The 23,263-nt window shown below is 55.4% G+C and carries 23 protein-coding genes; 7 read left to right on the top strand and 16 right to left on the bottom strand.

Annotated features, from left to right (window positions below; translation table 11 throughout):
* The first annotated feature begins 119 nt into the window (after positions 1–119).
* Positions 120–950 carry a UTP--glucose-1-phosphate uridylyltransferase GalU gene (gene galU / locus EKL30_RS06430; protein ID WP_126706359.1) on the top strand — a complete coding sequence of 277 codons (831 nt, stop codon included), beginning with the start codon at positions 120–122 and terminating at the stop codon, positions 948–950.
* Positions 951–1,112: 162 nt separating this feature from the next.
* On the opposite strand, the gene EKL30_RS06425 is transcribed toward galU, so the two are convergent.
* The 4 genes from EKL30_RS06425 to EKL30_RS06410 form a co-directional block, all read right to left on the bottom strand.
* Positions 1,113–2,435 carry a 3-deoxy-D-manno-octulosonic acid transferase gene (locus EKL30_RS06425; RefSeq protein WP_126706358.1) on the bottom strand — a complete coding sequence of 441 codons (1,323 nt, stop codon included), beginning with the start codon at positions 2,433–2,435 and terminating at the stop codon, positions 1,113–1,115.
* A gap of 98 nt (positions 2,436–2,533) precedes the next feature.
* Positions 2,534–3,532, bottom strand: a complete 999-nt coding sequence (waaC, locus tag EKL30_RS06420; RefSeq protein WP_126706357.1) for a lipopolysaccharide heptosyltransferase I — start codon at positions 3,530–3,532, stop codon at positions 2,534–2,536.
* A 77-nt stretch (positions 3,533–3,609) separates the two neighbouring features.
* A complete protein-coding gene (locus tag EKL30_RS06415) occupies positions 3,610–4,596 on the bottom strand; it encodes a DMT family transporter (protein ID WP_126706356.1) in 987 nt (328 codons plus the stop codon).
* 31 nt (positions 4,597–4,627) lie between these two features.
* Positions 4,628–5,599: a D-2-hydroxyacid dehydrogenase family protein gene (locus tag EKL30_RS06410; protein ID WP_126706355.1), complete on the bottom strand. Its 972-nt coding sequence runs from the start codon at positions 5,597–5,599 to the stop codon at positions 4,628–4,630.
* 29 nt (positions 5,600–5,628) lie between these two features.
* Between EKL30_RS06410 and EKL30_RS06405 the strand changes: the two genes are divergently transcribed.
* A complete protein-coding gene (locus EKL30_RS06405) occupies positions 5,629–5,841 on the top strand; it encodes a hypothetical protein (RefSeq protein ID WP_126706354.1) in 213 nt (70 codons plus the stop codon).
* 11 nt (positions 5,842–5,852) lie between these two features.
* On the opposite strand, the gene EKL30_RS06400 is transcribed toward EKL30_RS06405, so the two are convergent.
* Positions 5,853–6,374, bottom strand: a complete 522-nt coding sequence (locus EKL30_RS06400) for a gamma carbonic anhydrase family protein (RefSeq protein ID WP_126706353.1) — start codon at positions 6,372–6,374, stop codon at positions 5,853–5,855.
* 101 nt (positions 6,375–6,475) lie between these two features.
* Here EKL30_RS06400 and EKL30_RS06395 point away from each other — a divergent pair, with 101 nt between their 5' ends.
* Complete coding sequence (locus EKL30_RS06395) at positions 6,476–7,324, top strand: glycosyltransferase family 25 protein (protein WP_126706352.1); 849 nt, start codon at positions 6,476–6,478, stop codon at positions 7,322–7,324.
* Between the two features lie 22 nt (positions 7,325–7,346).
* Here the strand turns inward: EKL30_RS06395 and EKL30_RS06390 are convergent, their stop codons facing one another.
* The 3 genes from EKL30_RS06390 to def form a co-directional block, all read right to left on the bottom strand.
* Complete coding sequence (locus EKL30_RS06390; protein ID WP_126706351.1) at positions 7,347–7,979, bottom strand: class I SAM-dependent methyltransferase; 633 nt, start codon at positions 7,977–7,979, stop codon at positions 7,347–7,349.
* A 128-nt stretch (positions 7,980–8,107) separates the two neighbouring features.
* Positions 8,108–9,094, bottom strand: a complete 987-nt coding sequence (gene fmt / locus EKL30_RS06385) for a methionyl-tRNA formyltransferase (RefSeq protein ID WP_126706350.1) — start codon at positions 9,092–9,094, stop codon at positions 8,108–8,110.
* Between the two features lie 56 nt (positions 9,095–9,150).
* Positions 9,151–9,663, bottom strand: a complete 513-nt coding sequence (gene def / locus EKL30_RS06380; protein WP_126706349.1) for a peptide deformylase — start codon at positions 9,661–9,663, stop codon at positions 9,151–9,153.
* Between the two features lie 113 nt (positions 9,664–9,776).
* Here def and dprA point away from each other — a divergent pair, with 113 nt between their 5' ends.
* The 4 genes from dprA (at position 9,777) to EKL30_RS06360 (ending at position 13,477) form a co-directional block, all read left to right on the top strand.
* On the top strand, positions 9,777–10,910 hold the full coding sequence (gene dprA, locus EKL30_RS06375; protein WP_126706562.1) for a DNA-processing protein DprA: 1,134 nt from the start codon (positions 9,777–9,779) through the stop codon (positions 10,908–10,910).
* A 72-nt stretch (positions 10,911–10,982) separates the two neighbouring features.
* Positions 10,983–11,891, top strand: a complete 909-nt coding sequence (locus EKL30_RS06370; protein ID WP_126706348.1) for a hydroxymethylglutaryl-CoA lyase — start codon at positions 10,983–10,985, stop codon at positions 11,889–11,891.
* Positions 11,891–12,370, top strand: a complete 480-nt coding sequence (locus EKL30_RS06365) for a hypothetical protein (RefSeq protein WP_233582863.1) — start codon at positions 11,891–11,893, stop codon at positions 12,368–12,370. The genes EKL30_RS06370 and EKL30_RS06365 overlap by 1 nt, the downstream gene beginning before the upstream one ends.
* Positions 12,371–12,487: 117 nt before the next feature.
* A complete protein-coding gene (locus EKL30_RS06360; RefSeq protein ID WP_126706347.1) occupies positions 12,488–13,477 on the top strand; it encodes a tripartite tricarboxylate transporter substrate binding protein in 990 nt (329 codons plus the stop codon).
* 55 nt (positions 13,478–13,532) lie between these two features.
* Here the strand turns inward: EKL30_RS06360 and EKL30_RS06355 are convergent, their stop codons facing one another.
* The 8 genes from EKL30_RS06355 to EKL30_RS06320 form a co-directional block, all read right to left on the bottom strand.
* Entirely contained in the window at positions 13,533–14,501 is a 969-nt protein-coding gene (locus EKL30_RS06355) for an amino acid ABC transporter substrate-binding protein (RefSeq protein WP_199748507.1), read from the bottom strand.
* A gap of 192 nt (positions 14,502–14,693) precedes the next feature.
* Entirely contained in the window at positions 14,694–15,968 is a 1,275-nt protein-coding gene (locus EKL30_RS06350; RefSeq protein ID WP_126706345.1) for a phenylacetate--CoA ligase family protein, read from the bottom strand.
* Between the two features lie 11 nt (positions 15,969–15,979).
* Positions 15,980–16,810 carry an ABC transporter ATP-binding protein gene (locus EKL30_RS06345; protein WP_126706344.1) on the bottom strand — a complete coding sequence of 277 codons (831 nt, stop codon included), beginning with the start codon at positions 16,808–16,810 and terminating at the stop codon, positions 15,980–15,982.
* A 70-nt stretch (positions 16,811–16,880) separates the two neighbouring features.
* Positions 16,881–18,206 (bottom strand): ABC transporter substrate-binding protein, encoded by a 1,326-nt coding sequence (locus EKL30_RS06340; protein ID WP_199748499.1) that lies wholly within the window; start codon positions 18,204–18,206, stop codon positions 16,881–16,883.
* A gap of 112 nt (positions 18,207–18,318) precedes the next feature.
* Positions 18,319–19,383 (bottom strand): branched-chain amino acid ABC transporter permease, encoded by a 1,065-nt coding sequence (locus tag EKL30_RS06335; protein ID WP_126706342.1) that lies wholly within the window; start codon positions 19,381–19,383, stop codon positions 18,319–18,321.
* Positions 19,384–19,415: 32 nt separating this feature from the next.
* Positions 19,416–20,345 carry a branched-chain amino acid ABC transporter permease gene (locus EKL30_RS06330; RefSeq protein WP_126706341.1) on the bottom strand — a complete coding sequence of 310 codons (930 nt, stop codon included), beginning with the start codon at positions 20,343–20,345 and terminating at the stop codon, positions 19,416–19,418.
* 15 nt (positions 20,346–20,360) lie between these two features.
* Positions 20,361–21,158 carry an ABC transporter ATP-binding protein gene (locus tag EKL30_RS06325; protein ID WP_126706340.1) on the bottom strand — a complete coding sequence of 266 codons (798 nt, stop codon included), beginning with the start codon at positions 21,156–21,158 and terminating at the stop codon, positions 20,361–20,363.
* Positions 21,158–23,158 carry a long-chain fatty acid--CoA ligase gene (locus tag EKL30_RS06320; RefSeq protein WP_126706339.1) on the bottom strand — a complete coding sequence of 667 codons (2,001 nt, stop codon included), beginning with the start codon at positions 23,156–23,158 and terminating at the stop codon, positions 21,158–21,160. Before EKL30_RS06320 ends, EKL30_RS06325 begins: the two co-directional genes overlap by 1 nt.
* Positions 23,159–23,263 lie beyond the last annotated feature (105 nt).

Genomic DNA, 23,263 nt, shown 5'->3' with positions numbered 1-23,263 from the left:
TGCGTATTGCACGGTGTAAATGCTTCGGGCATGCTGCTTGCTCGATACCGGCTTTTCTCCATGGGAGATAGCGTATCATTTTACCGTTCTCTTGCATAAATCCAAAAAAGTTAGGACACATGAAACCAATTCGAAAAGCCGTTTTCCCCGTTGCAGGTCTTGGCACCCGTTTTTTGCCCGCCACTAAAGCCATGCCCAAAGAAATGCTGCCTATCGTTGATAAGCCCTTGATCCAATATGCTGTTGAAGAGGCGATCGCCGCAGGCATTACCGATTTGATTTTCATCACCGGCCGCAATAAGCGCGCCATCGAAGACCATTTTGATAGCGTGCCCGAACTCGAAGCCGACCTCGAGGCCAAGAACAAGATGGAGCTTCTAGAAACCGTACGCAACGTCATCCCATCGTACGTAAACTGCATCTATACCCGGCAGGCTGCGCCGCTGGGCCTCGGTCATGCCGTCTTGTGTGCCGCTCCCATCGTCGGCAACGAGCCCTTCGTTGTGCTGCTCGCCGATGATCTGATTGATGCGAACACCTCGGTCACGCAGCAACTTGTCGAAGCCGCGCACCAGCAAAACGGCAGTATCCTCGCCATACAAAACATAGATCGCCAGGACACCAATAAATACGGCATCATTACCGGCGAAGTCGTTAACGATAAAACCATGCGTCTGCGCGGTATTGTCGAAAAGCCCGACCCCGCCGCAGCCCCCTCAACCCTTGCTGTTGTTGGCCGCTATGTGCTGGAACCGGAAATCTTTGAACACCTGCGCCAGACCCAGGCCGGGGTCGGAGGAGAAATCCAGCTCACTGACGGTATTGCCAGCCTGCTCAAAGCCCGCGCTGTATTCGGCCTGCAATACGAAGGGATGCGTTACGACTGTGGGAGCAAAGCTGGCTTCTTCCAGGCCACTCTCGAACTTGGTCGAAAATACCACGGACTGTGATTATTCCGCCTCGGTATCGAATGTGGGCGCGAAGCGCAGCCAACGCAGCGTTAACCTGGCCACAAGACTAAAACCGGTCCAATCACATTCAAGTCCAAGGTGCAGCGGGCCGCGACCCGCTGCACCGACTTCAGTATTGACAACCCGACCGAAGAACTGAAATCAGTTTTTGACCTCGTTCAGCCCTGCCACCACTCGCGCAACAGCTCCGGCGTGCTTCTGAACCCAATGAGCGCCGGCCTCGCCCATACGGGTCAGCCGCTGCGGATCGCCAAGTAATTGCAAGGCGGTTTGGATGGCAACGTCGGCATTCGGCACGCGCATGGCAGCGCCTTCGCCGATGGCATCCAGAACAGCCTGCTCGAAATTACGCGTGTGAGGGCCTACCAGAACAGGAACGCCCGCCGCGCATGCTTCGATCAGGTTTTGGCCTCCAAGCGGCGCAAAACTGCCCGCGACGATCGCCACCTGTGCCGAAGCGTAATAGCGCGTCATTTCGCCTAGGCTATCCCCTAGCAGCACGGCCGCGTCACTGCAGGCCCGCAGCGCATTGGCCGTGCAGTCGCCCATCTCAATGAGCTGCGAACGCCTGACAAAAGCCAAACCCGCTTTCTTAAGGAGGTCGGCTGCGAGATCGAACCGCTCTGGGTGCCGGGGAATCAAGCAATACAGAGCCTGCTCGTCGATGTCGACGCCTTGCGCGTGCGCGCGCTTTACCTGGTGAGCGATGGCTTGAACAAAAATTTCGTCTTCACCTTCGCGAGTGCTGGCAATGACAATAATCTTGCGCGGCAAGCCCGCGGCGAACTGCCGGCCCCGCAGCACTTTATCGGGAGGCAAAGTGATATCGAACTTGAAGTTGCCCGACACCCGTACTCCCGACGCTCCGACCTGCTCGAGCCGCTGGGCGTCGCGCAAAGTCTGCGCATATACGGCGTCGAAACTAGCATAGGCCTGACGCATCACGCTGCCTGCGCGCAAAGTTTGACGTAAAGAATTATCAGAGAAACGAGCGCTGGCCAGCAGCATGGGGACCTGCGCATGACTCGCCGCGGCCAGCAAATTGGGCCATACCTCGCGTTCGATCAGGACACCAGCGCGGGGACGATAATGAGCCATGAACCTTCGCGTACTGCCCGGAAAATCGTAAGGTAGCCATTGTTGAACCAGACGGCCTTGCTGGATGGCCTGGGCAAATACGCGTTCACCTTCGGCACGCCCTGTGACGGTCATATGCGTCAGCAAAACGTTTTCACCTTGATCCAGTAACGCCTGTATGAAAGGCTGTGCCGCCCTAGTTTCACCGAGGCTAACGGCGTGAATCCACACGGGATTTTCGATGGGCTTGGATTCCGAGTAATGCCCAAAACGAGCGCCAGACCATACTTCCCAGTTGCCCCCGGCGCGACGGGCACGTATCGCCATCCAGGCTAGCAAGCCGGGTGACAATAATCGAATAAGAACGGTATAAAAGAATAAATTCAAAGATATACGCCGATGGCTGTAACGAGGACTGCCAAGTTGATGAGTCTAGCTGAAGCAGAACTACCGCGCCATTGGGTCAAAAACCGGTACAGCGACATTTAAACCGGGGCGTTGCCACCGGGTAAGTCGGTATGCGCCGACACATCGAAAGCAAGCGCCTGATCGACCGCACTTAATACGGTCTCGGCCGAGGGCGCATTACCACGTTCGCCTAAACTGGCCGTATAGGCTGGGCCCTCAAGCGGCGTACGCACAGGGGTCGATGCCTTGTATATACCAATGGTGGGCCGCCCCAGCCCGGCGGACAAGTGAGTCAGCCCGCTATCTAACCCCACCATGATGCGCGCACCGGCCAAAACCTTGGCGACGTCGGTCAAGCCCATGCGCGGCAACACTTCGCCGCGCGGATTACCCGCAACAAGCAATGCCGCCCTTTGCGTTTCGGAAGGGCTGCCGGATAATAGCTTCAGATCGAGGCCATGCTCGTGCAAGCGCCCGAACACTTTCCTCCAGTCGGCTTCGGGCCACAGCTTATCGTCGCGGCTGGCCGAGGGCATGATAACCGCATAAGGCCGTATTTCTACGCCTTCGGTGATGCGACCAAGCCCAAAATCAGGTTCACCTTCGTAAGCGTAGCCAAAAGCCGCCGCCGCGAGTTCCCGTTGCCGTTGCACCGCTGGCTGCCAGAAATTCACCGTGTGCTTTACATCGTAAAAGAATGAAGCCAAAGGCTCGCGCGCTGAGCGGCGATCTAAGCCGTGGCGTATCCCATGGGTTTGCCGCACGAGCCAGACAGATTTCATCAGAGCCTGCATATCAAGAACGATATCGTAATGGCGCGCATCCAGATTTTTTCGCAGGGCCACTCGGGCCGCACGCGTCTCGGGCGACCACCAGTGCTTGCGCCAACGGCGGTGCGCCACCGAGATGACCTCATGGACGGCCGGGTGCCATGCGGGAATCTCGGCAAAGCTCTCTTCTACTATCCAGTCGATTTGCGCGCCCGCGACGTGCCGTGCGATATCGGATATCGCTGGCAGCATATGCACCAGGTCGCCTAACGAAGACGTGCGGACAATAAGGATTTTTTTCGTCATGCGCCGATTATAAAGTCAACCGCCAAGCAACGATATCGCAGGCGGCGGTCAATGCCTGCGACTCGACGGCAAACTATTCAAGACCGTTTCCGTGCACGCCATTCCCAGGCTCCCAACGATATTCCACTGGCGCAAATAATGCCGATTCCCAGCCATGTAAGGGGATCTGGAAATTGACCCCATATTAGCCAGCCCAGTGTTGCGGCGCTGATTATTTGCAGGTAAATAAAGGGGGCCAGCATGGATGCTGGAGCATGCCGATAGGCCTGGATTTGCAGCAAGTGCCCTGCCGCTCCCCAAAATCCGGTCGAAATAAGTATGACCCAATGCCAGGGATCCAGAACCAAAAACAAAGGCCAGAGGCCCGGAAGAATGAAAGGCAATGCCAAGCTTAGGCAGACACTGCCCACCGCGCCGCTCCAGACCAATGTGGTGAACGGATCGTCCACTGCTACACGCCGAGTGGCAATGAACTGCGCTGCAAACAAAAAGGCCGTGAGCAGGCCGGACAACGTTCCCACTGGATCAAGACCACCGTCAGGTCGAATTATGATCAGCACACCCACGAAGCCGGCAGCCGCAGCCAACCATCGCGAAATCCGGGCCGCTTCCTTTAGAAGCCAGGGCGCGACAGACAGCATGATCAAAGGCGCCAGGAAGTTGATCGCCGTGGCTTCGGCCTGTGGCAAATAACGCAATGTATTGAAGAACGATAAGGTCGCCAGCAACATGACCGAACCGCGCAAGAGTTGTGCGCGCGGCCGCACGCTGCGCAACACCGCTACTCCACGTACCGGCAGAACCAGCACCAGGACCAGTAATAAGTGAACGACATAGCGCACCCAGCACAGCGCCAGCAACGACACACCTGCCGCCATCACCCACTTTCCGCTTGCGTCCAGAGTCGACAACGCGGCAGTTGAAGCCACGAGCAATAGAATTCCCGCAATGGGACGCGTAGCGCCATAAGCCAGAGGCGCCTGTAGCCCCGCCTTATGGAAATGAAGGCCCTTAGCCGATGCCTTTGCCGCGGCAATTCCCAAGTTGGAATCAGACCGTGGCATGACGGAACTCCTGAATAGCGCGCATAGCCGCTTAAATATGGGAAGCAAAATCGGGGTTCACTACATTGACCGGCCGATTGGCACAAAATGCCATAAGGTTGTCGAAAGCCGTACCTAGGTAAAGCTCGTAACTCTCGCGCTCGACGTATCCAATATGGGGAGTGCACAATACATTCGCGCGATTAAGTAAAGGATGCGTGGCACCCAGAACTGGTTCGTTTTCATAGACGTCGACGGCAGCAAAACCGGGTCGACCGGCATCAAGCGCATGGACCAAGGCCTTGGGCGCCACAAGCTCTGCGCGGCTCGTATTTACAAACAGCGCGGTTTTTTTCATCTGCGCAAGATCTGCCTGCGTCACGATGCCCTCGGTATCGGCGTTCAGCCGCAGATGAATCGACACAACATCGCTATCGGCAAAAAACTGGTCTCGCGATGGCGCTACATCGAAGCCATCGGCCTGAGCTCGTGCCATGGACTCGCTACGGCCCCACACCCAAACTTTCATACCAAACGCCCTGCCATAACCGGCGACCAATTTTCCGATGCGTCCATAGCTCCAGACTCCCAGTGTTTGACCGTGTAACTGATGGCCCAGAAAACCTTGCCAGGATCCGCCGTTAAGGCGGTTGACCTCGGCAACCAAATAGCGGCGGCTAGCCATGATGAGCGTCCAGGCAAGCTCCGCCGTGGCGGTAGGACCGCCGAATCCTTCAACGACAGCAATTCCACGCTCTGTGCAGGCAGCGAGATCAATATGGCCCGATACCTTTGCTGTTTGACTGATTACGCGTAGATCAGGCAACTTGTCGAGCAGTTCCGCAGTAATCTGAGTGCGTTCACGGATAAGTACCAGGGCCTCAGCGCCGGAGAAGCGCGCGGCCAGCTCATCGACGTTGGTCACGCTATCGTTGAAGATAGTTACTTTATGCCCTTCAAGTTTGGAAAAACTATCAAGATGCCGTACACAGTCTTGATAATCATCGGGTATAACGATATGCATAACAATCCTTTCACTCTTATTATTAAGCTATGACTACCTGGTATATCTTGCCTAATGGCAATATCAAACATACAAACGGGCTCGAGCTGCAGCCCGAGCTAGACTGGTTTCCCACTGCGGAAAGCATGGAAGTTTTCAGCGAACGCGGTCGCCAAAAAGGCCAATCAGAGGTGCAGATCATTAAGCACATGATGGACTTGGCCCGCGATTGTGAAAAGTGGGCACAAGACAATTTACGTTAGCAGGCTCAACCTTACAGCGCGACCAGGTCGGTTTTGAAACGTGCAGCCCGCTGGGCATATCCTTGCGCATTCTTCTGAAGATTCGCGACGTCGTCATCGCTGAGCGTGCGCACGACTTTGGCAGGAGAACCCAGAATTAACGAGCGTTCGGGGAACACCTTGCCTTCAGTAACCACCGCACCAGCGCCCACCAGACTATTTCTGCCTATCACAGCCCTGTTCAGCACTATTGCCTGAATTCCAATCAAGGCACCGTCTTCAATGGTGCAACCGTGCAACATAGCTTGGTGTCCAACCGTAACGTTGTTGCCTATGGTAAGGGGGCATCCAGGATCCGTATGTAGCACAGCACCCTCTTGCACGTTCGAGCCCTTACCCACCACGATCAATTCGTTATCGCCTCGGATGACAGCGCCCGACCAGATGCTGCTGTTTTCCTCCAGTGTTACGCGGCCAATGACGGTCGCTTCGGCGGCCACGTAAGCAGATTCATGAATAGAAGGTATGGCATCGCCTAAGCGGTAGCAGGTCATGGTTTATCTCCGTTGATGGATGGCTGAAAAAGATCGTAGCACAGGGTGACGCGCCGTACCGGGCTCAACAGATAGACCGGTAGCGCATAAGAAACTAACCTTTGGTTTCACAAATTAATGCAAGTTTGTTTCAGTTTACAACCGGCGCGTGTACCATGCGTTTTTACACTTTACCTGGTTTGCATGTGTCGAAACCCGCTATACATGTCATAAGCTTGCAAACAGCGCAGGATCGACGCGCATTCATGAAGGAGCAACTTGATCGTCTTCAGCTGTCCTATGAATTTTTCGACGCGATACACGGTAGTAAGCAACCCGACCACTATCTCTTTCAGAAATACAACGATAAAAAGCGAGCATCCCGCAGAGGGTTGAACGCTACGCTACGCCTTTCTCAACTGGGCTGTTTTGCCAGTCATTACCTCTTGTGGGAAAAGTGCTCAAAAACCGATACACCCATTATTGTCTTAGAAGACGACGCAATACTGCTGCCGCCCTTCATGTCGTTTTACAAAAATATGCAGCAATTTGCCAGCAGTCACGACCTCGTATGGCTGCAGCCCAGCCGTAAAGTCACGATTCAGTCAGGTCGCATCATCGGAGAAATCGGCCCTTTCACCGTGAAGAAATTCGCAAAGGGTTTTGCCGGGACGACCGGTTATATGATGACCCCGCAGGCGGCAAACACTTTGCTTGGGTATTGTTCAGAGTGGATTTATCCGGTCGACAACACCATGGATCGTTTTTACGACCACAAGATCGAAGCCATCGGTATCGAACCCGTGTGCGTGAACCAGGAAGATGATTTTGAATCGTTCATCAATGTGGCGGCCACTGACAACAAACGCACGCTTCGCGACTCTCTTCGCCGCGAGCTGGCCTCATTAAAAGACAATATCAGTCGAACCATACATAACGCTGCGTTCTATATAAAGTTAAGAACGCGTTGAAACATCCGCTGTGATGGTCGATTCAAGCGACGGGTTTACGCCAGACGGTAGCGAGCCAGTGTTGATGGACGCGTGCAAGCCCTGCGGGCCGATAGTAATGCTCCAGCTCGACGAAACCCGAGGCCGTCATCAGCCGACGCCAATTGTCCAGGTCGTGATATGCGCCGTAGCGGCCGGCACTCCACCCCTCTTGATTGCTACCGCGCGGATTCGAACTGAACAGGACTCCGTCTGGTTTCAAAGCATCGTGCAGTTGTCCCAACACGCGGGGCAAAACATCGGTCGGCACATGAAACAATGATGCATTCGCAAAAATACCGTCGAACCGGCTGACCGGCAAGTCCAGCGCCAGAAAGTCCTGGTGCAGCACTTCGCATCCCGTCGCGGCCCGAGCCATCGAAACAAAAGCTTCGGAACCGTCAAGCCCCGTCGCCACGTGCCCCAAACGGCTAAAAGACTTTAGATCGCGACCTGGCCCACAGCCGAAATCCAGAATGCGATACGGCGGCGTCGCGCTAATGTGCCGCAGCAAGGCGGCAATATTCTGGCTCACATCATGGTCACGCGTGCCGGCCTGGAAGCTTTCGGCGTGTTCATTGTAATAATCGAGTGTCGCTGCAGAAATCGCCTGCAAGTCCTTGACGTCATCTACCATGGCGAGTTCTCCGTAATCTGCTTGCTCATCCCATTCCTCGATCGAACGTGCACGCTGTCGACGTCGATTGCCTTGCGCCAGTAATGTCTGGCCCCGGCCGCAGCGCCCAGGTTCGATCCAGAAAGGAATTACGTATGCTGCCAGCCTTGCACGAATGCAGCAACCGGCTGGCGCTTGCCGCCGGACTTCTGTAGCTCGAGTAGACGCAAAACCCCATCGGCGGTAGCAATATCTATACCATGGGAACCAGAGCGAATCACTTGACCGGGTTCGGCGCGTAAGAAACCGGCTTCGCCTTGTACGGTATGTTGGCTGCCATCGCCATTTTCCGGCACCAGCGCCTGCGCGTTCCACACCTTTACAGGATCAGGCAGGCCTGGCAGCAAGATTGTCGACCCCGGAACGGGATCGAAAGCGCGGATCCGGCGTGCCAGAACGACCGCAGATTGACTGAAATCAAGCGGAGATTCCGCCTTGTCGAGTTTGGCGGCGTAGGTGACGCCACTTTCGGGCTGACGCTGTGAAACGAGCGTGCCCCTTTGTAGACCATCGAGTGCCTCAACAATGGCCTCAGCGCCCAATGCGGCCAGTTCGTCATGCAGTCTGGCAGCATTATGCTGCGCCGTAATGGGAACGGATTTGGTGAGCAACATTGCTCCGGTGTCCAAGCCCTCGTCCATCAGCATGATCGTGATGCCGGTTTGTTCATCGCCTGCTTCAATGGCCCGTTGAATAGGTGCGGCGCCGCGCCAGCGCGGCAGTAGGCTTGCGTGAATGTTGAAACAACCGTAGCTGGGTAATGACAACACCCACTGCGGCAGGATAAGTCCGTAAGCAGCGACGACCAGCAATTCGGGCGCAGCATCGAGTAAAGCCGACCTTGCGGCTTCGGCATCATCGGGATAGTTGCCGTCGAGCCGCAGACTGCGCGGCTGGCATACCGGGATATTGGCAGCGAGCGCCCTTTCCTTCACAGCACTGGGGGTTAGCTTAAGTCCGCGGCCCGACGGTCGGTCGGGCTGGGTCAGCACTAAAGGAACCTGGTGTCCTGCTGCAAGGATCGCGTCGAGAGCCAATCCGGCAAATTCAGGAGTGCCAGCAAATACAATACGCATAGTAAAGCCAATTCAGAGGTGGAACTGGCATGATACCAAGTGCAGGAAAAGCAGCATCAAGCCTTCATGGCTTCGCGCTCTTGTTTGCGCAGCCGCGTCTTGATGCGGTTTTGTTTCAATGATGACAGGTATTCGACAAACACTTTACCCATAAGGTGGTCGAGTTCGTGTTGGACGCACACGGCGAGAAGGCCTTCGGCGTCGAACTCGACGGTTTGTCCTTCCTGGTTCAGGGTTCGCACGCGAATGCGGGCGGCACGCTCGACCTCGTCGTAGATGCCGGGTACTGAAAGACAGCCCTCTTCATAAACCTGAGTCTCTTCACTTTTCCAAATGATTTCAGGATTGATGAGTACGCGCAAATCGTTGCTGTCTTCAGACACGTCGATCACAACCACCCGTTCGTGCACATCGACCTGCGTTGCCGCCAGACCCACACCGGGGGCGTCGTACATGGTTTCGGCCATGTCGCGAACAAGAGTACGGATGCGGTCGTCGACCGCCTGAACCGGCTTGGCAACTTTATGCAAGCGAGGGTCGGGGTATCGAAGAATAGGTAGCAAAGCCATGAAACTGATCCGAAAGTTCGTGTAAGTCTCTATGATAAAACAAATTTTGCCTTGACTATGACTTTTTGGTTCGCATCGCCCCCGAAAAGTGCCGCGCTATGCCACACTACCGCATGCACCTGACTTCATCCACCGAAGAGCTCAGCGCATGGATACGCCTGTCATTAGAACCGGGGCTGGGGCCAGCGCAGGCTCGCAGCCTGCTTGCCGCCATAGGGTTGCCACAGGATATCTACGCCCTGCCTGCCGCCGCGCTAAGCAAGTATCTGCCCGTCGAACTGGCTCGACAGTTACGTCAAGCCGCCAGCGACCACGTTCAGGCGGCAATCAACGATACCCTTCAATGGCTGCAGCATCCGGGCCATCACCTGATCACACTGGCCGATCCTGTTTATCCGCGCATGCTGCTCGATATCCACGATCCTCCCTTGCTGCTTTACGCCAACGGCAGCCTAGCTCATTTGGGCAAGCCGATCATATCTATCGTCGGTGCGCGTAGTGCCAGTGCCGGAGGTACGGACAATGCCAGGGCGTTTGCCCGCCACCTGGCAGAACAGGGCTGGTGCATTGCCAGCGGTCTGGCACTGGGCGTCGATTCCGCTGCGCACGAGGGGGCGTTAATGGCCGGGCCAGCGGGGGGCTCGACCATTGCGATCATGGCAACCGGCATAGACATTGTCTACCCTGCCCGAAATCGCGATCTTGCCCACCGCATCGCCCAGGAAGGCGTGTTGCTATCCGAATTCCCTCTCGGTACCCGGGCGCTTCCCTATCAATTTCCAAAACGCAACCGGCTGGTGGCAGGCATCGCGCGCGGAGTCCTGGTGGTCGAGGCAGCCAAACAAAGCGGCTCGTTGATCACAGCACGGTTGGCGTCCGAGATGGGTCGCGAGGTATTTGCCATTCCGGGCTCTATCCATTCGCCCTTGTCGCGCGGCTGCCATGCGCTCATTAGGCAAGGGGCAAAACTGGTTGAATCTGCCGAAGACATCCGCGAAGAGCTGGGTATCTCCGGAGCGCCGCTGGCGCCTGTTGCGGCCAAGGGACGGCCGGCACGCAAACAGCAAGGCGTAAGCGATTCCATCAGCCAATTGGTACTGGAAGCGCTGGGTTATGACCCGGTCCCACTCGATACATTACAACAACGTAGCCAGCTTGATGTCCCTCAGCTAACAGCACGTTTGCTCGAACTCGAGCTACAGGAAATTGTCGTTCGCCTAGAGGACGGACGCTTCCAGCGCCGTTAACGTTACTATTTACGCCATCAAGCATTACTTCTATGATGTGCCAATCCCTGCAACCTACCCGGGAATAATTCCATGTCTTTGCCAAGCAAAGTAAAAATCGTCGAGGTCTCGCCGCGCGACGGGCTGCAAAACGAAAAAGAATTCATTGACACGTCGATCAAAATCGAACTGGTCAATCGCCTATCACAAGCTGGATTTCCCAATATTGAAGCCGTGTCCTTTGTATCGCCCAAGTGGGTCCCGCAAATGGCTGACGGCGCGGAAGTCATGGCCGGCATCACGCGCTACCCAGATATTATTTATTCAGCGCTTACACCCAACTTGCGCGGCTTGGAAGCTGCCGTGGCGGCGGGCGTAGACGAGGTAGTGATTTTTGGCGCCGCTAGCGAAGCCTTCTCACAACGAAACATCAACTGCTCTATCGCCGAATCCATCGCCCGTTTTGAACCGGTTGCCGAGGCAGCCAAGGCTGCCGGACTACGTCTACGGGGCAGCATCAGCTGCGCGCTTGGCTGCCCTTACCAAGGCGAAACCCCCATTGAGTCTGTAGTGGATGTTGCTCGGCGCTATATGGCGCTCGGTTGCGACGAAATCGACGTAGCAGACACAATCGGTGTGGGTACCGCTGTCAGGGTAAAGCAGGTTATGCAGGCTGTCAGCCAGGTGGTCGACCCGACGCGCATATCCGGGCACTTCCACGACACCTATGGCCAAGCGCTAGCCAACATTCTGGCCGCTATGGAAACTGGAATTTCAATTTTCCACACGTCTGTGGCCGGACTGGGTGGCTGCCCCTACGCTAAAGGCGCAACCGGCAACATCGCGACCGAAGACGTCCTGTACATGTTGCGTGGGCTCGATATCGACACCGGCATAGACCTTGATGCCGTCGTCGACATCGGCCAGTGGATTTCCGGCCACATCGGCCATAAATCATCGAGTCGCGCCGGCAATGCCCTGGCCGCGCGCAAGGTTGCCTAGTGATTTTTTCTACACGACACCGGCCAAGCGAAGAAGAGCGTTCCGAGCTTTTCGAGGCCATCGGCCCGCTTCCACTGCGCGGAGTCGCCTGGCCGCGCTGGATCAAAATACTTGCCGTACTGATCCTTATCTGTATTGGGCTGCTGATACTTCAAACCGCTTCGGGCCCCGTCGGAAAAACGGTCAGTCCCCTGGTGGCCGCAAGCATCTTGCTATGCTTTATAGGCCTCATCGTCTTAGCGCGCTATATGCTGATTTCGGAAACGCGTATCACTCATCGTGGTATCGAGCAATCATGGATCAGTCACCGCGAAGTGGCGTGGGAAGACATTCAATTTGCAAAATTCATTCCTCTGGTGGCATCGAAGCGGCTGATCTGCTTTACCAGCAAAGGCAGGCCTGTGGTATTTCAGGCCGGTACCCGAGACATGCAGATAGCCTTCGCCCGTATTGCGTTGGTGTACCGCCGTAGCAAGTAGACGGTAATGTCTCTCTGCGCGTACACTTTGCCCTTGATCCTGTCAATATCAGGATTACCCGAGCAATACTGCTTAGGTTCTGTTAATTCGTACTGATACTTCTTTCAAGAGAATCAAATGTCTTTGTTGAAAAAAATGGGCGTCAGCGCCCTGGTCGCAGCGGCGTGTACAGCAATGGCCCCCAGTGTCGCCCATGCCGACGACACCTGGCCTTCCCGCCCCATTACCTTCGTTGTGCCGTACGCAGCAGGCGGTTTCGGTGATACGCGCATGCGCATGCTCGCACGCGAACTGGCCGAAGAACTCAAAGTCAGTGTTGTGGTCGAGAACAAGGCCGGTGCAGGCGGCGTTATTGGCACGGCGTATCTTGCCAAATCAAAGCCAGACGGCTACACAATAGGCAGCGGCAACTTGGCCCCCCTGTCGGTTAATCCGACCTTGATGCCGAAGAACGTACCTTACGATGTAAAGAAAGACATCGCCCCCATTATTCTGATTGAAGAAAGCCCACTTATTCTTAGCGTCAACAATCAGGTGCCGGTCAAAACTCTACAAGAGCTTATTGCGCTGGCCAAGAAAAATCCGGGTAAATATATGTTCGGTTCGTCGGGTGTGGGCGGTGCTCACCACTTGTCGGGCGAACTGTTTGCTTCCCAAGCGGGCATCAAGCTATCGCACGTCCCTTATAAAGGTGGTGCGCCAGCGGCAACCGACCTTATGGCAGGCCATATCGACATGATGTTCGAAATGGGCTATGCCGCCATGCCGGCAATTCAGGCCAAAAAGGTGCACCCTTTAGCGGTGACTAGCGCCAAGCGCTTGGCACTATTGCCCGACGTGCCCACCATGGCAGAATCTGGTTTGCCTGATTTCGAATCTTACAATTGGCAAGGCGTTATCGCCCCAGCTGGAACACCAGAACCCATAATTCAAAAACTTAACGTCGCCTTCAACGCTATTCTGAAAAAACCAGAAGTACAGAAAGCATTTGAAATTACTGGCGGTCAATCTTCAGGCGGCACTCCTGAAGACTTCGCAAAGTTTATCCAAAGCGAAACAGAAAAATGGGCCAAGGTCATTCAGTCGTCCAACATATCTGTTGAATAGGTCTTGTAGTTAGTGCAGCAGCATGTGGGTGCCCAAAAAGGGCACCCTTTTTTGCCTATCGAATGGGCAAGGCGTACATAAGGCCGCCGTCCGTCCATTGAGCGTTAAGGCCCCGCTCGATTTTCAGGGGACTGCCCATACCGACATTGCGTTCGAAGCTCTCACCGTAATTGCCCACCTGCTTGATGATGTTGTAGGCCCATTTCTCGTCTACACCCATGTTCTTGCCCGCGCCCGCGGTCACGCCCAGCAAGCGGGATATATTGGGATTGGTGCTTTTTAGCTGTTCATCAACATTCTGGGACGTGACCCCCAATTCTTCAGCGCCCACCATGGCGTGCAACGTCCATTTCACGATACCCAACCATTTATCGTCGCCCTGACGTACAAAGGGTCCCAATGGCTCTTTCGAGATAATCTCGGGCAGCACAACATAATCGTCCGGTTTTTCAAGCTTAGAGATGCGGATTGATGCGAGCCCCGAGGCATCGGTTGTAAAGACATCGCAACGGCCGGCAGCAAAAGCGTTGACCACCTCGTTGAATTGTTCCAGAACGACTGGCTTGTACTGGACTTTATGCGCGCGTGCCCAGTCGGCCATTGTGTTCTCGTTGGACGTACCCGTTTGCATGCAAACTGTCGCGCCACCAAGCTCTTTGGCGCTTTTCACACCAAGCGCCTTCGATACCAAGAAACCCTGCCCGTCGTAGAAATTAATGCCCGCGTGCACAGCGCCTAATGCTGTGTCGCGCTGCTGAGTGACGGTGGTATTGCGCGCCAGCAAATCAATCTCGCCCGATTGCAAAGCCGTGAAACGCTGCTGCGAATTGAGCGGGACCGCCTTGAACTTGCTGGCATCGCCAAATACCGCCGCGGCCACCGCACGGCAAACGTCGATATCGAGACCTTGCCACTCGCCCTTTGCATCTGGCGCAGAAAACCCTGCAAATCCGGTCGTCACACCACACTGTACGGCCCCGCGCTTCTTGACCACGTCAAGTGTATCGGCATGTGCGAGCGACATGCCAGCCAGCACGATAAGGGCACCTGCCGCGCAGCATTTAAGCCTGGTATTCCCCGTGGATGCCGCTAAAGACTTCCGGTGCGATTCGCCCGGACCATTTTTGAGTGTGCGCATAAGACTCCTCGTCTGGTGAATACGGACTATGATTTTTTTGCATGTTACTGCAATCGCCCGGCACAGGAACAGATAAGCTTATTCGTAACTTCGTATATCGTCGATCACTTTTCCGTCGTTAGGCAAGCTGCCCGGTTCCACCGGCTGAACTTCGGCCCGCAACTTGGTGAGTTCGCGTACGGAATCGGCCAACTTCCCGAGCAATTCGGGTGTGGGTGCCCGTAGCTCGACCATTAGAACCATTATGTCGCTGCCTACCTTGCCGTTGACGATCAACCGGGCCTTGTTCACTTCGGGGTGCCGCTTGATGACTTGGGCTATTTGGCCCGGATGCACGAACATGCCGCGCACTTTCGTAGTTTGATCGGCGCGCCCCATCCACCCTTTGATACGCAGATTTGTACGGCCGCAGGGCGATACGCCCGGCAATATCGCGGATAGATCTCCGGTGCCAAAGCGAACCAACGGATAATCCGGATTGAGCGTGGTGACGACGACCTCACCCACTTCGCCCTCGGGCAAAGGCTCGTTGCCCCCAGGCCTGACAATCTCAAGAATAATGTCTTCGTTCACCACCAAACCATCGCGAGCAGCGGTTTCATAGGCAATCATGCCGAGATCAGCACTGCCATACGCCTGATAGCCGGCAATTCCATGCTCGGAAAACCATGCGCACAACGAAGGCGGAAAGGCTTCGCCCGAAAACAAGGCACGCTTAATGGACGGCAGCTTCATACCCATTTCGATGGCTTTTTCGACGATGATCTTCAGGAAGCTTGGCGTCCCGGTATAGCCGGCCGGGGCCAAGTCGGCGATGGCCTGTACCTGCTGCTCGGTCTGACCTACACCACCCGGAAATACCGTACAGCCCAGCGCATGCGCAGCGGTCTCCATCATGGACCCCGCGGGCGTAAAGTGATACGAAAAACAGTTATGCACCAGCTCGCCGGGCCGGAAACCCGCAGCATACAGGGCCCGGGCAAACCCCCAGTAATCAGGGCGCTTGCTTTCAGGTTCGTAAATCGGGCCCGGTGAAGCAAACACACGTGCGGCCTCTCCCCAACCTATGGCAGAGAAGCCACCGAAAACTCGGCCGACGGCGGGCAGTTCTTGGCCTGCACCGCCCTGGCGCATGGCCAACTGCGCTTGCAGTAATTCGCTTTTACGAATCACGGGAATTTGCGCCAGATCGGACCTGGCACCGAATGCATCGAGGTCCAGACCCTGCAATTGCACTGCAATCGCGGGCGCCCGTTCACGAGCGCGTTTCAGAGCGGACGGCAGACGGGCCAGCAGAGTCTGCTCGCGTTCCGACGCTGAGACCCGCTCGCGTTCCTCGAAGTATGTCGTCATGATTTATGCCTTTAGGCGAGCCAGCGCTTGCGCCGTCGATAGAATTTATTGTCGCGGAAACTTTTTCTTTCGCCGCTTGATACGCCCAGGTAGAACTCTTTGACGTCTTCATTTTCGGCGAGGCCTTTCGCCTCGCCATCCATCATGACCCGCCCGTTCTCGAGGATGTAGCCATAATCGGCGTAGCGCAGTGCGATATTGGTGTTTTGTTCGGCCAGCAGAAAGCTTACGCCCTCGCGCTGGTTGAGATCGCGAACGATCTCGAAAATCTCTTCCACGATTTGCGGAGCAAGTCCCATTGAAGGCTCGTCGAGCAGGATCATATTGGGGTTTGCCATGAGGGCGCGGCCGATGGCCGTCATTTGCTGTTCGCCACCGGAGGTATATCCGGCCTGGCTGCCGCGCCGTTGCTTTAGTCTGGGGAAGTACTGATACACCTTGTCCAGCGATGCGTTCAGCTCGCCTCGACCCAGGTTACGCGTATAAGCCCCCGCAAGGAGGTTTTCTTCTATCGTCAGGTGAGCGAAACAATGGCGACCTTCCATAACCTGCACCACGCCGCGCTTGACCAGGTCGGCGGGCGTCAGCTTTTCGATGCGTTCGCCGCGATAGTCGATATTGCCTTTGGTGACATCGCCTCGTTCGGCTTTGAGAAGGTTGGATACCGCCCGCAAGGTAGTCGTCTTTCCGGCTCCGTTGGCCCCGAGCAATGCCACGATTTTCCCTTCGGGCACGCACAGCGATACACCCTTGAGCACCAGAATAACGTGGTTGTATATGACTTCGATCCCGTTCACGTTCAGGAGGATCTTTGGTGCGGCGGTTTCGATACTGGTATTCATGACATTTTCCCTGTAGTCAGTTCGGTCCGGCCGCTGTACGCAAGCAGCGGCCGGAAGCCTTACACCACTACTAGCCTTCGCACTTGCGAGGAGTGATCTTCTTTTCGCTGGCGTACTTGGCAGCCAGCTCTTTCACCAAGGGGTCTACGAACTTCTTGTCGGACTGATACCAGTCGGAAACGATGTTGAACTTTCCGCCGTCCCATTGGATGATGCGAGCCCAGTCGTCGCCCATGTGGTTGCTGCATGAGGTCTTGAGGGGGCGCATGAGCTTGTCAAAGCCCAGTTCCGCAAGGCGTTCTTTTGTAATGTTCAAGTTTTCAAAGCCCCACTGAACCTGCTCGCGAGTCATGTGCTTGCCCTTGCCATACTTTTCTTGGGCAGCGCGAATGGCTTCAACCTGCAACATCGAGATCATCATGCCGCGGGTATGGGCGATGGTTCCGACATATTTACCGTTGGTATCGGTGCCCTGTCCTTTATCGTACACATGCTTTTTAAGATCTTCGTGCACCCTGCCATGGTCGGCACTGTTGTGAATGGTGATGCCGTTGTATCCCTTGGCAACCTGACCTAGATCTTGGACATCGTTCTCGGAGCTGGCCCACCAGATTCCATACATCTTGTCGCGCGGATATCCTACGGCCTGCGCTTCGCGGATAGCCGTCGGTGTCATGATGCCCGCGCTCCAGAGCAGCAGGTAATCGGGCTTATTCTGCCGAATTTGCAGCCAGGTCGATTTTTGCTGAACGCCGGGGGCGGTAACGGGATACAGCTGCAAGTCGAAGCCGTTGGCCTTGGCGCGCGACTGCAACAAAGCGATGGGTTCTTTGCCATACGGTGAATCGTGATACACCAGAGCAATTTTTTTACCCTTTAGCTTGTCCTCGCCACCCACCTTTTTGGCGATGTCCTGGATCATGACATCCGCCGCGGTCCAGTAAGTGCCACCCAGTGGGAAGTTCCATTTGAAGACAGAGCCGTCGGCAGATTGCGAAAGGCCGTAACCCATGGTTTCGATGGATACGCCGTCAACAATGGCCTTGTCGGTCAGGGCAAAGGTGATGCCGGTAGACTGAGTATCGAAGCCCGACGCACCCCCATGCTTGTCCTTCAGACGTTCGTAACACTCAACACCGCGATCAGTGGCATATGCCGTTTCGCATTCTTCGTAGATGATCTTGACGCCATTGATGCCGCCGTCACGCTCGTTGACCAGTTTGAGGTAATCCATTTTGCCGTCGGCCCATGGAATGCCCAAAGGCGCAAATGAACCAGTGCGGTACGCCAGCAACGGTACGAATTGCTCTTCGGCCGCTGCCGCGGGCAGCGACGCTGTTGCCAGCGTGCCCGCTACAGCAAACATGGCCGCGGCCAATTTAAAGGAACGTTTCATCTCCAAGTCCTCCTGATGGTGTCTGTGTGCACCGTTTGTGATTCAGCGTGACCAAAATAGGCCAGCCGGGTTACTGATACTGCTATTTGTGCAAGTAATCTGGACCAATCAATCAATGCGGGAAGGGCCAGATGCGGAGCTTTTCCTTGCCTATGCTCCAGAGGCGTGCCAAACCGTGCGGTTCTACTATCAGGAAAAACACGATTAGCGCGCCAAACACCATGTGCTCTATGTGTGAGGCTGTGTCGATGGCCAAAGGCAAACCGAACATCTGAGGAACGTTCGTAAGGAAGACGGGCACGAGCACCATGAAGGCAGCGCCGAAGAAACTGCCCACGATTGAGCCAAGACCGCCAATGATGACGATGAACAGTAACTGCAGTGAACGTGTCAGGTCGAAAGCCAATGGCTCCCAGGAGCCCAGATGAATATAGGCCCACAGCGCCCCTGCTACGCCAATAATGAAGGAACTGACGGCAAAGGCAGTGAGTTTTGCGTACACCGGACGAATACCGATCACCGAGGCAGCCACGTCCATATCGCGTATGGCCATCCATTGCCGTCCGATAGCGCCACGCACCAGATTTTTTGCCAGCAGTGCAAAAACGGCCACAAAAACCAGCACGAAGAGATAGCGCTGGACCGGCGTCTGAACGGGAAGGCCGAAGGCTTCAAGGGCCGGCACTGACACGTTGCCCGAAGACGAGTAATTGGTAAAAAAGGGAATTCGTAGAAACGCCCAGTCGACAAAAAACTGCGCAGCGAGCGTCGTAACCGCCAGGTACAGACCGCGGATGCGTAAGCTTGGAACGCCAAAGATCACACCGACCAGCGTAGCGAACACACCGCCAAGCAGTATCTGGATGACCAGCGGCGTGGCGGGCATGCGGACACCGAAATTCCAGGCAGCATAGGCGCCCACCGCCATAAACGCGCCCGAGCCGATAGATATCTGACCGCAATAACCGACGAGAATATTCAGGCCGATGGCCGCCAGCGACAGGATCAGAAACGGTATCAGTATGGCCTGCAGGAAATAGTTCGAGGCAAAAAGCGGAACCAGCAGGAAGGCGACAAGCAACAGACCCAGAACGAAGATGCGGTCCTGACGGATCGGGAAGATTTGCTGATCGGCCCGATAAGTGCTTTTGAACTGACCATTTTCTCGATAAAACATAATGGATACTCGATCTTTTTTTCGTTAGATCATCAGACGCGGTCGATGATTTTTTCGCCAAACAAACCTTGCGGACGGAATAGCAGGAACACCAGAGCCAACACGTAAGCAAACCAGATCTCGATACCGCCACCCACAAAAGGCCCCAGATAGACCTCTGAGACCTTCTCGCCGACACCGATTATCAGGCCGCCAATAATGGCCCCTGGCACCGAAGTAAGCCCACCGAGAATAACGACAGGCAAGGCACGCAAGGCCGCGGTCGACAAGGTGAACTGCACCCCGAACTTGGAACCCCAAATAACGCCGGCCACCAGTGCGACGATGCCCGCCACCGTCCACACCACGACCCATATCCGGTTCAGCGGAATGCCGATCGATTGCGCCGCCTGGTGATCGTCGGCCACTGCCCGCAATGCGCGCCCGACAGCCGTATATTGAAAGAAGATAGCCAGGACCGCGACCAGAAGCGCCGATACAGCCGCCGCTGTCAGGTCTTCAAGGCTGATTAATACGCCCCCCTCGAAAATCGAATCCAGGATGAATACAGGATCCTTGGGCATGCCGACGTCAATTGAGTACACATTGCTGCCGAAGATGATTTGCCCCATTCCATCGAGGAAGTAGCTGATGCCTATGGTGGCCATAAGCAGGGTTGTGCCTTCCTGATTGACCAGATAGCGAAGCACCCAGCGCTCGATGACAATGGCGATGAGCCACATGAACAGCCCGCTGATAATGAAGGCCAGTATGTTTGCCAGAATAAGGCTTTCGATGCCCAGCCAATGTGGTATCCATTCAGAGAAGCGCGCCATGGAAAGGGCGGCGATGAGCACCATGGCGCCCTGGGCAAAGTTGAACACACCCGAGGCTTTGAATATCAGGACGAAACCGAGCGCCACCAGTGAATACAGCATGCCTGTCATGAGGCCGCCAAACAGGGTTTCCAGGAAAAATGCCATTTTCTGCCTTCCTTGTTAATGGCTAGCGCCAAGATAGGCGCGTATCACTTCGGGATTCTGCCGGACCTGATTGGGGTCGCCATCGCCGATTTTCTTGCCATAATCAAGGACGACCACGCGATCGGAGATGTCCATGACAACCCCCATATCGTGCTCGATCAACACGATCGTGGTGCCGTACTCTTCGTTAACGTCGAGAATGAAGCGGCTCATGTCCTGTTTTTCTTCGATGTTCATCCCCGCCATGGGTTCGTCAAGCAGGAGAATGCGAGGTTCCATGGCAAGCGCACGACCCAGGTCGACACGCTTCTGCAGCCCGTAAGGCAAGCGCCCTACGGGTGTCTTCCGGTGCGCCTGGATTTCAAGGAAATCAATGATGTTCTCAACGAACTCACGATTGGCGATTTCCTCGCGTTCTGCCGACCCAAAGCGGAAGGCTTGCGCCAGGATGCCACTGGTCATGCGCAGATTGCGACCGGTCATGATGTTATCCAGGACGCTCATGCCTTTGAACAAGGCCAGGTTCTGAAATGTCCGGGCGATTCCCATCTCTGCCGCACGGCGCGAGTTCATTTGCGAGAACTTGACGCCAGCCAAGGTGATTTCACCGTTCTGTGGGGTGTATACCCCGTTGATTACATTAAGCATCGAGCTTTTTCCGGCTCCGTTGGGGCCGATGATTGCGCGAATTTCGTGGGCTCGTACGTCGAAAGAAATATCGGTTAGTGCTTTGACGCCGCCAAAGGCGAGCGAAATATTCTTTAGGTCAAGAATCGTGTCGCCGATTCGTTGATCGCGGGCAGATTGACTCATTACGCAGCTTTCCTCGTGTTGCAGGGAAATACCTGGGCCTCGGCGATTTTCAGGTCGGCCGAAATCTTGCCCGTGCGGCCATCCTCGAATTTGACCTCGGTTTCGATGAACTGCTTAGACTTGCCCTTAAACAACGCATCAACCAAAACGGCATATTTCTGCGCGATAAAAGCACGTCGGACTTTTCGTGTACGGGTCAGTTCGTCGTCGTCGGGATCCAGTTCTTTATGCAGAATCAAAAAGCGCGAAACCTGCGAACCACATAACTTTGGATCGGCGGCCAGATCTGAATTGACGTCCTCGACACACTTGCGGATAAGCTCGTAGACTTCAGGCTTTTGCGCCAAGTCGGTATAACCAGCATAAGGAAGGCCCTGGCGCTCGGCCCAGTTGCCGACCGCTTCCAGGTCAATATTAATGAATGCGCACACTATGGTTTTGTCGGCACCAAAAGCCACGACTTCTTTAATGTACTGGAAGAATTTAAGCTTATTCTCGATGTATTTAGGCGCAAATAAACTTCCGTCGGCAAGTTTACCGACGTCTTTGGCGCGATCGATGATTTTCAGCTGACCGTCGGTATCAAGGTACCCAGCGTCGCCCGTGTGGTACCAGCCGTCGGCCGTATAAGATTCGGCAGTGGCCTCGGGGTTGCGGTAATACCCTTTGAAAAGGCCAGGACTCTTAACCTGAATTTCACCATTTTCCGCGACCCGGATCTCGACTCCTTTGACAGGAGGTCCGACTGTGTCGGCGCGCACATGCCCGTCAGACTGTACGCATACGAAGACCGAGGTCTCAGTGGAACCATATAGCTGCTTAAGGTTGATGCCGATCGAACGGTAGAACACAAATAGATCGGGGCCAATGGCTTCGCCGGCCGTATAGGCCACGCGCACCCGGCTCATACCAAGTGCATTGCGCAAGGGACCGTACACGAGTAGGTTCCCTATTGCATACATGAATCGGTCCAAGGCGCTGACTGACGAATCTTTATCGAGAATCCGGACACCGACTCGGCGAGCGAGCTCCATCAAGGAATGGAACAATTTGCGTTTGATGGCACTGGCATCTTCCATGCGTATCATTACGTGGGTCAACAAACCTTCTAGCACGCGAGGCGGCGCGAAGTAATATGTCGGGCCTATGTCGTGCATGTCGATGGAAACCGTTTCAGGCGATTCAGGGTGGTTGACCGTGAAGCCTGTAACCAGGAACTGCGTGTACGAAAACATGTTCTGCCCTATCCAGGCAGGCGGCAGGTACGCGAGGACCTCTTCGCGATCGGTGAGCTTTTCAAGTTCTTGAATGGCTAGGGCGCGGTCTATCAGCGCATGGTGCGTAAGGACCACGCCTTTCGGTTTGCCCGTGGTACCCGACGTGTAAAACATGGCGGCGGTGTCGTCAGGTTTTACAGCGGCGATGGCAGCATCGACATAACCAGGGTGGCTGGCTTCGTGCTCGCGACCAAGCTCGATTAACCGATTGAAGGCCAGAAGGTGCTCTTGTGTGTAATTGCGCAGGCCGCGCGGATCGTCGTATACGACATAGCGCAAGGAAGGACAGCTTTCGGAGACCTCAAGCATTTTATCGACCTGCTCCTGGTCTTCGACGACTGCCACCCGGATGTCGGCATCCTGAAATACATAAAGCATTTCGGCCGCAATGGCATCCTGGTACAGGGGTACCGGTATGGCGCCAATGCACTGTGCTGCCATCATGGACACGTAGAGACGGGGCCGGTTTTCGCCGACGACTGCCACGTGTTGACCCGCCACTACCCCCAGCGCTGCCAGTCCGCTGGCCAATTCTTGCACTTGTTGAGCAAGCTGCTTCCAGGTGATGGTTTGCCAGATGCCTAAGTCTTTCTCGCGCAGTGCCGGGCGGTCGCCGCGCACACGCGCATGCTGCAGTACCAAAGCCGGAAACGTACCCGGTCCGGCAGATATCCCTTGCGTAGGCGAATTTTGCGCCACGGTGTCTCCTTCAGCCAGTATCATGTCCCCTTTTGGGTCAGGGTCTTATGGTTATAGTTGGGCGGCCCGGAATGTGTCATAGGACTTTTCCGGGCTGCCCTGACTGTTAATTTTTTTATTCAGTCGGGT

Origin of the sequence: Candidimonas sp. SYP-B2681, from assembly GCF_003971065.1 — a bacterium.
GTDB lineage: Bacteria > Pseudomonadota > Gammaproteobacteria > Burkholderiales > Burkholderiaceae_B > Pollutimonas.
The sequence above is the reverse complement of the archived record's forward strand: the minus strand, read 5'-3'. Positions and strand labels throughout refer to the sequence as shown.

What these genes read in the sequence shown, in the direction of transcription:
- galU (WP_126706359.1), top strand. Translation starts at nt 120, where the DNA reads ATGAAACCAATTCGAAAAGCCGTTTTCCCCGTTGCAGGTCTTGGCACC.
- waaC (WP_126706357.1), bottom strand. Translation starts at nt 3,532, where the DNA reads ATGACGAAAAAAATCCTTATTGTCCGCACGTCTTCGTTAGGCGACCTG.
- EKL30_RS06415 (WP_126706356.1), bottom strand. Translation starts at nt 4,596, where the DNA reads ATGCCACGGTCTGATTCCAACTTGGGAATTGCCGCGGCAAAGGCATCG.
- EKL30_RS06410 (WP_126706355.1), bottom strand. Translation starts at nt 5,599, where the DNA reads ATGCATATCGTTATACCCGATGATTATCAAGACTGTGTACGGCATCTT.
- EKL30_RS06405 (WP_126706354.1), top strand. Translation starts at nt 5,629, where the DNA reads ATGACTACCTGGTATATCTTGCCTAATGGCAATATCAAACATACAAAC.
- EKL30_RS06400 (WP_126706353.1), bottom strand. Translation starts at nt 6,374, where the DNA reads ATGACCTGCTACCGCTTAGGCGATGCCATACCTTCTATTCATGAATCT.
- EKL30_RS06390 (WP_126706351.1), bottom strand. Translation starts at nt 7,979, where the DNA reads ATGGTAGATGACGTCAAGGACTTGCAGGCGATTTCTGCAGCGACACTC.
- fmt (WP_126706350.1), bottom strand. Translation starts at nt 9,094, where the DNA reads ATGCGTATTGTATTTGCTGGCACTCCTGAATTTGCCGGATTGGCTCTC.
- def (WP_126706349.1), bottom strand. Translation starts at nt 9,663, where the DNA reads ATGGCTTTGCTACCTATTCTTCGATACCCCGACCCTCGCTTGCATAAA.
- dprA (WP_126706562.1), top strand. Translation starts at nt 9,777, where the DNA reads ATGCACCTGACTTCATCCACCGAAGAGCTCAGCGCATGGATACGCCTG.
- EKL30_RS06370 (WP_126706348.1), top strand. Translation starts at nt 10,983, where the DNA reads ATGTCTTTGCCAAGCAAAGTAAAAATCGTCGAGGTCTCGCCGCGCGAC.
- EKL30_RS06360 (WP_126706347.1), top strand. Translation starts at nt 12,488, where the DNA reads ATGTCTTTGTTGAAAAAAATGGGCGTCAGCGCCCTGGTCGCAGCGGCG.
- EKL30_RS06355 (WP_199748507.1), bottom strand. Translation starts at nt 14,501, where the DNA reads ATGTCGCTCGCACATGCCGATACACTTGACGTGGTCAAGAAGCGCGGG.
- EKL30_RS06350 (WP_126706345.1), bottom strand. Translation starts at nt 15,968, where the DNA reads ATGACGACATACTTCGAGGAACGCGAGCGGGTCTCAGCGTCGGAACGC.
- EKL30_RS06345 (WP_126706344.1), bottom strand. Translation starts at nt 16,810, where the DNA reads ATGAATACCAGTATCGAAACCGCCGCACCAAAGATCCTCCTGAACGTG.
- EKL30_RS06340 (WP_199748499.1), bottom strand. Translation starts at nt 18,206, where the DNA reads ATGAAACGTTCCTTTAAATTGGCCGCGGCCATGTTTGCTGTAGCGGGC.
- EKL30_RS06335 (WP_126706342.1), bottom strand. Translation starts at nt 19,383, where the DNA reads ATGTTTTATCGAGAAAATGGTCAGTTCAAAAGCACTTATCGGGCCGAT.
- EKL30_RS06330 (WP_126706341.1), bottom strand. Translation starts at nt 20,345, where the DNA reads ATGGCATTTTTCCTGGAAACCCTGTTTGGCGGCCTCATGACAGGCATG.
- EKL30_RS06325 (WP_126706340.1), bottom strand. Translation starts at nt 21,158, where the DNA reads ATGAGTCAATCTGCCCGCGATCAACGAATCGGCGACACGATTCTTGAC.
- EKL30_RS06320 (WP_126706339.1), bottom strand. Translation starts at nt 23,158, where the DNA reads ATGATACTGGCTGAAGGAGACACCGTGGCGCAAAATTCGCCTACGCAA.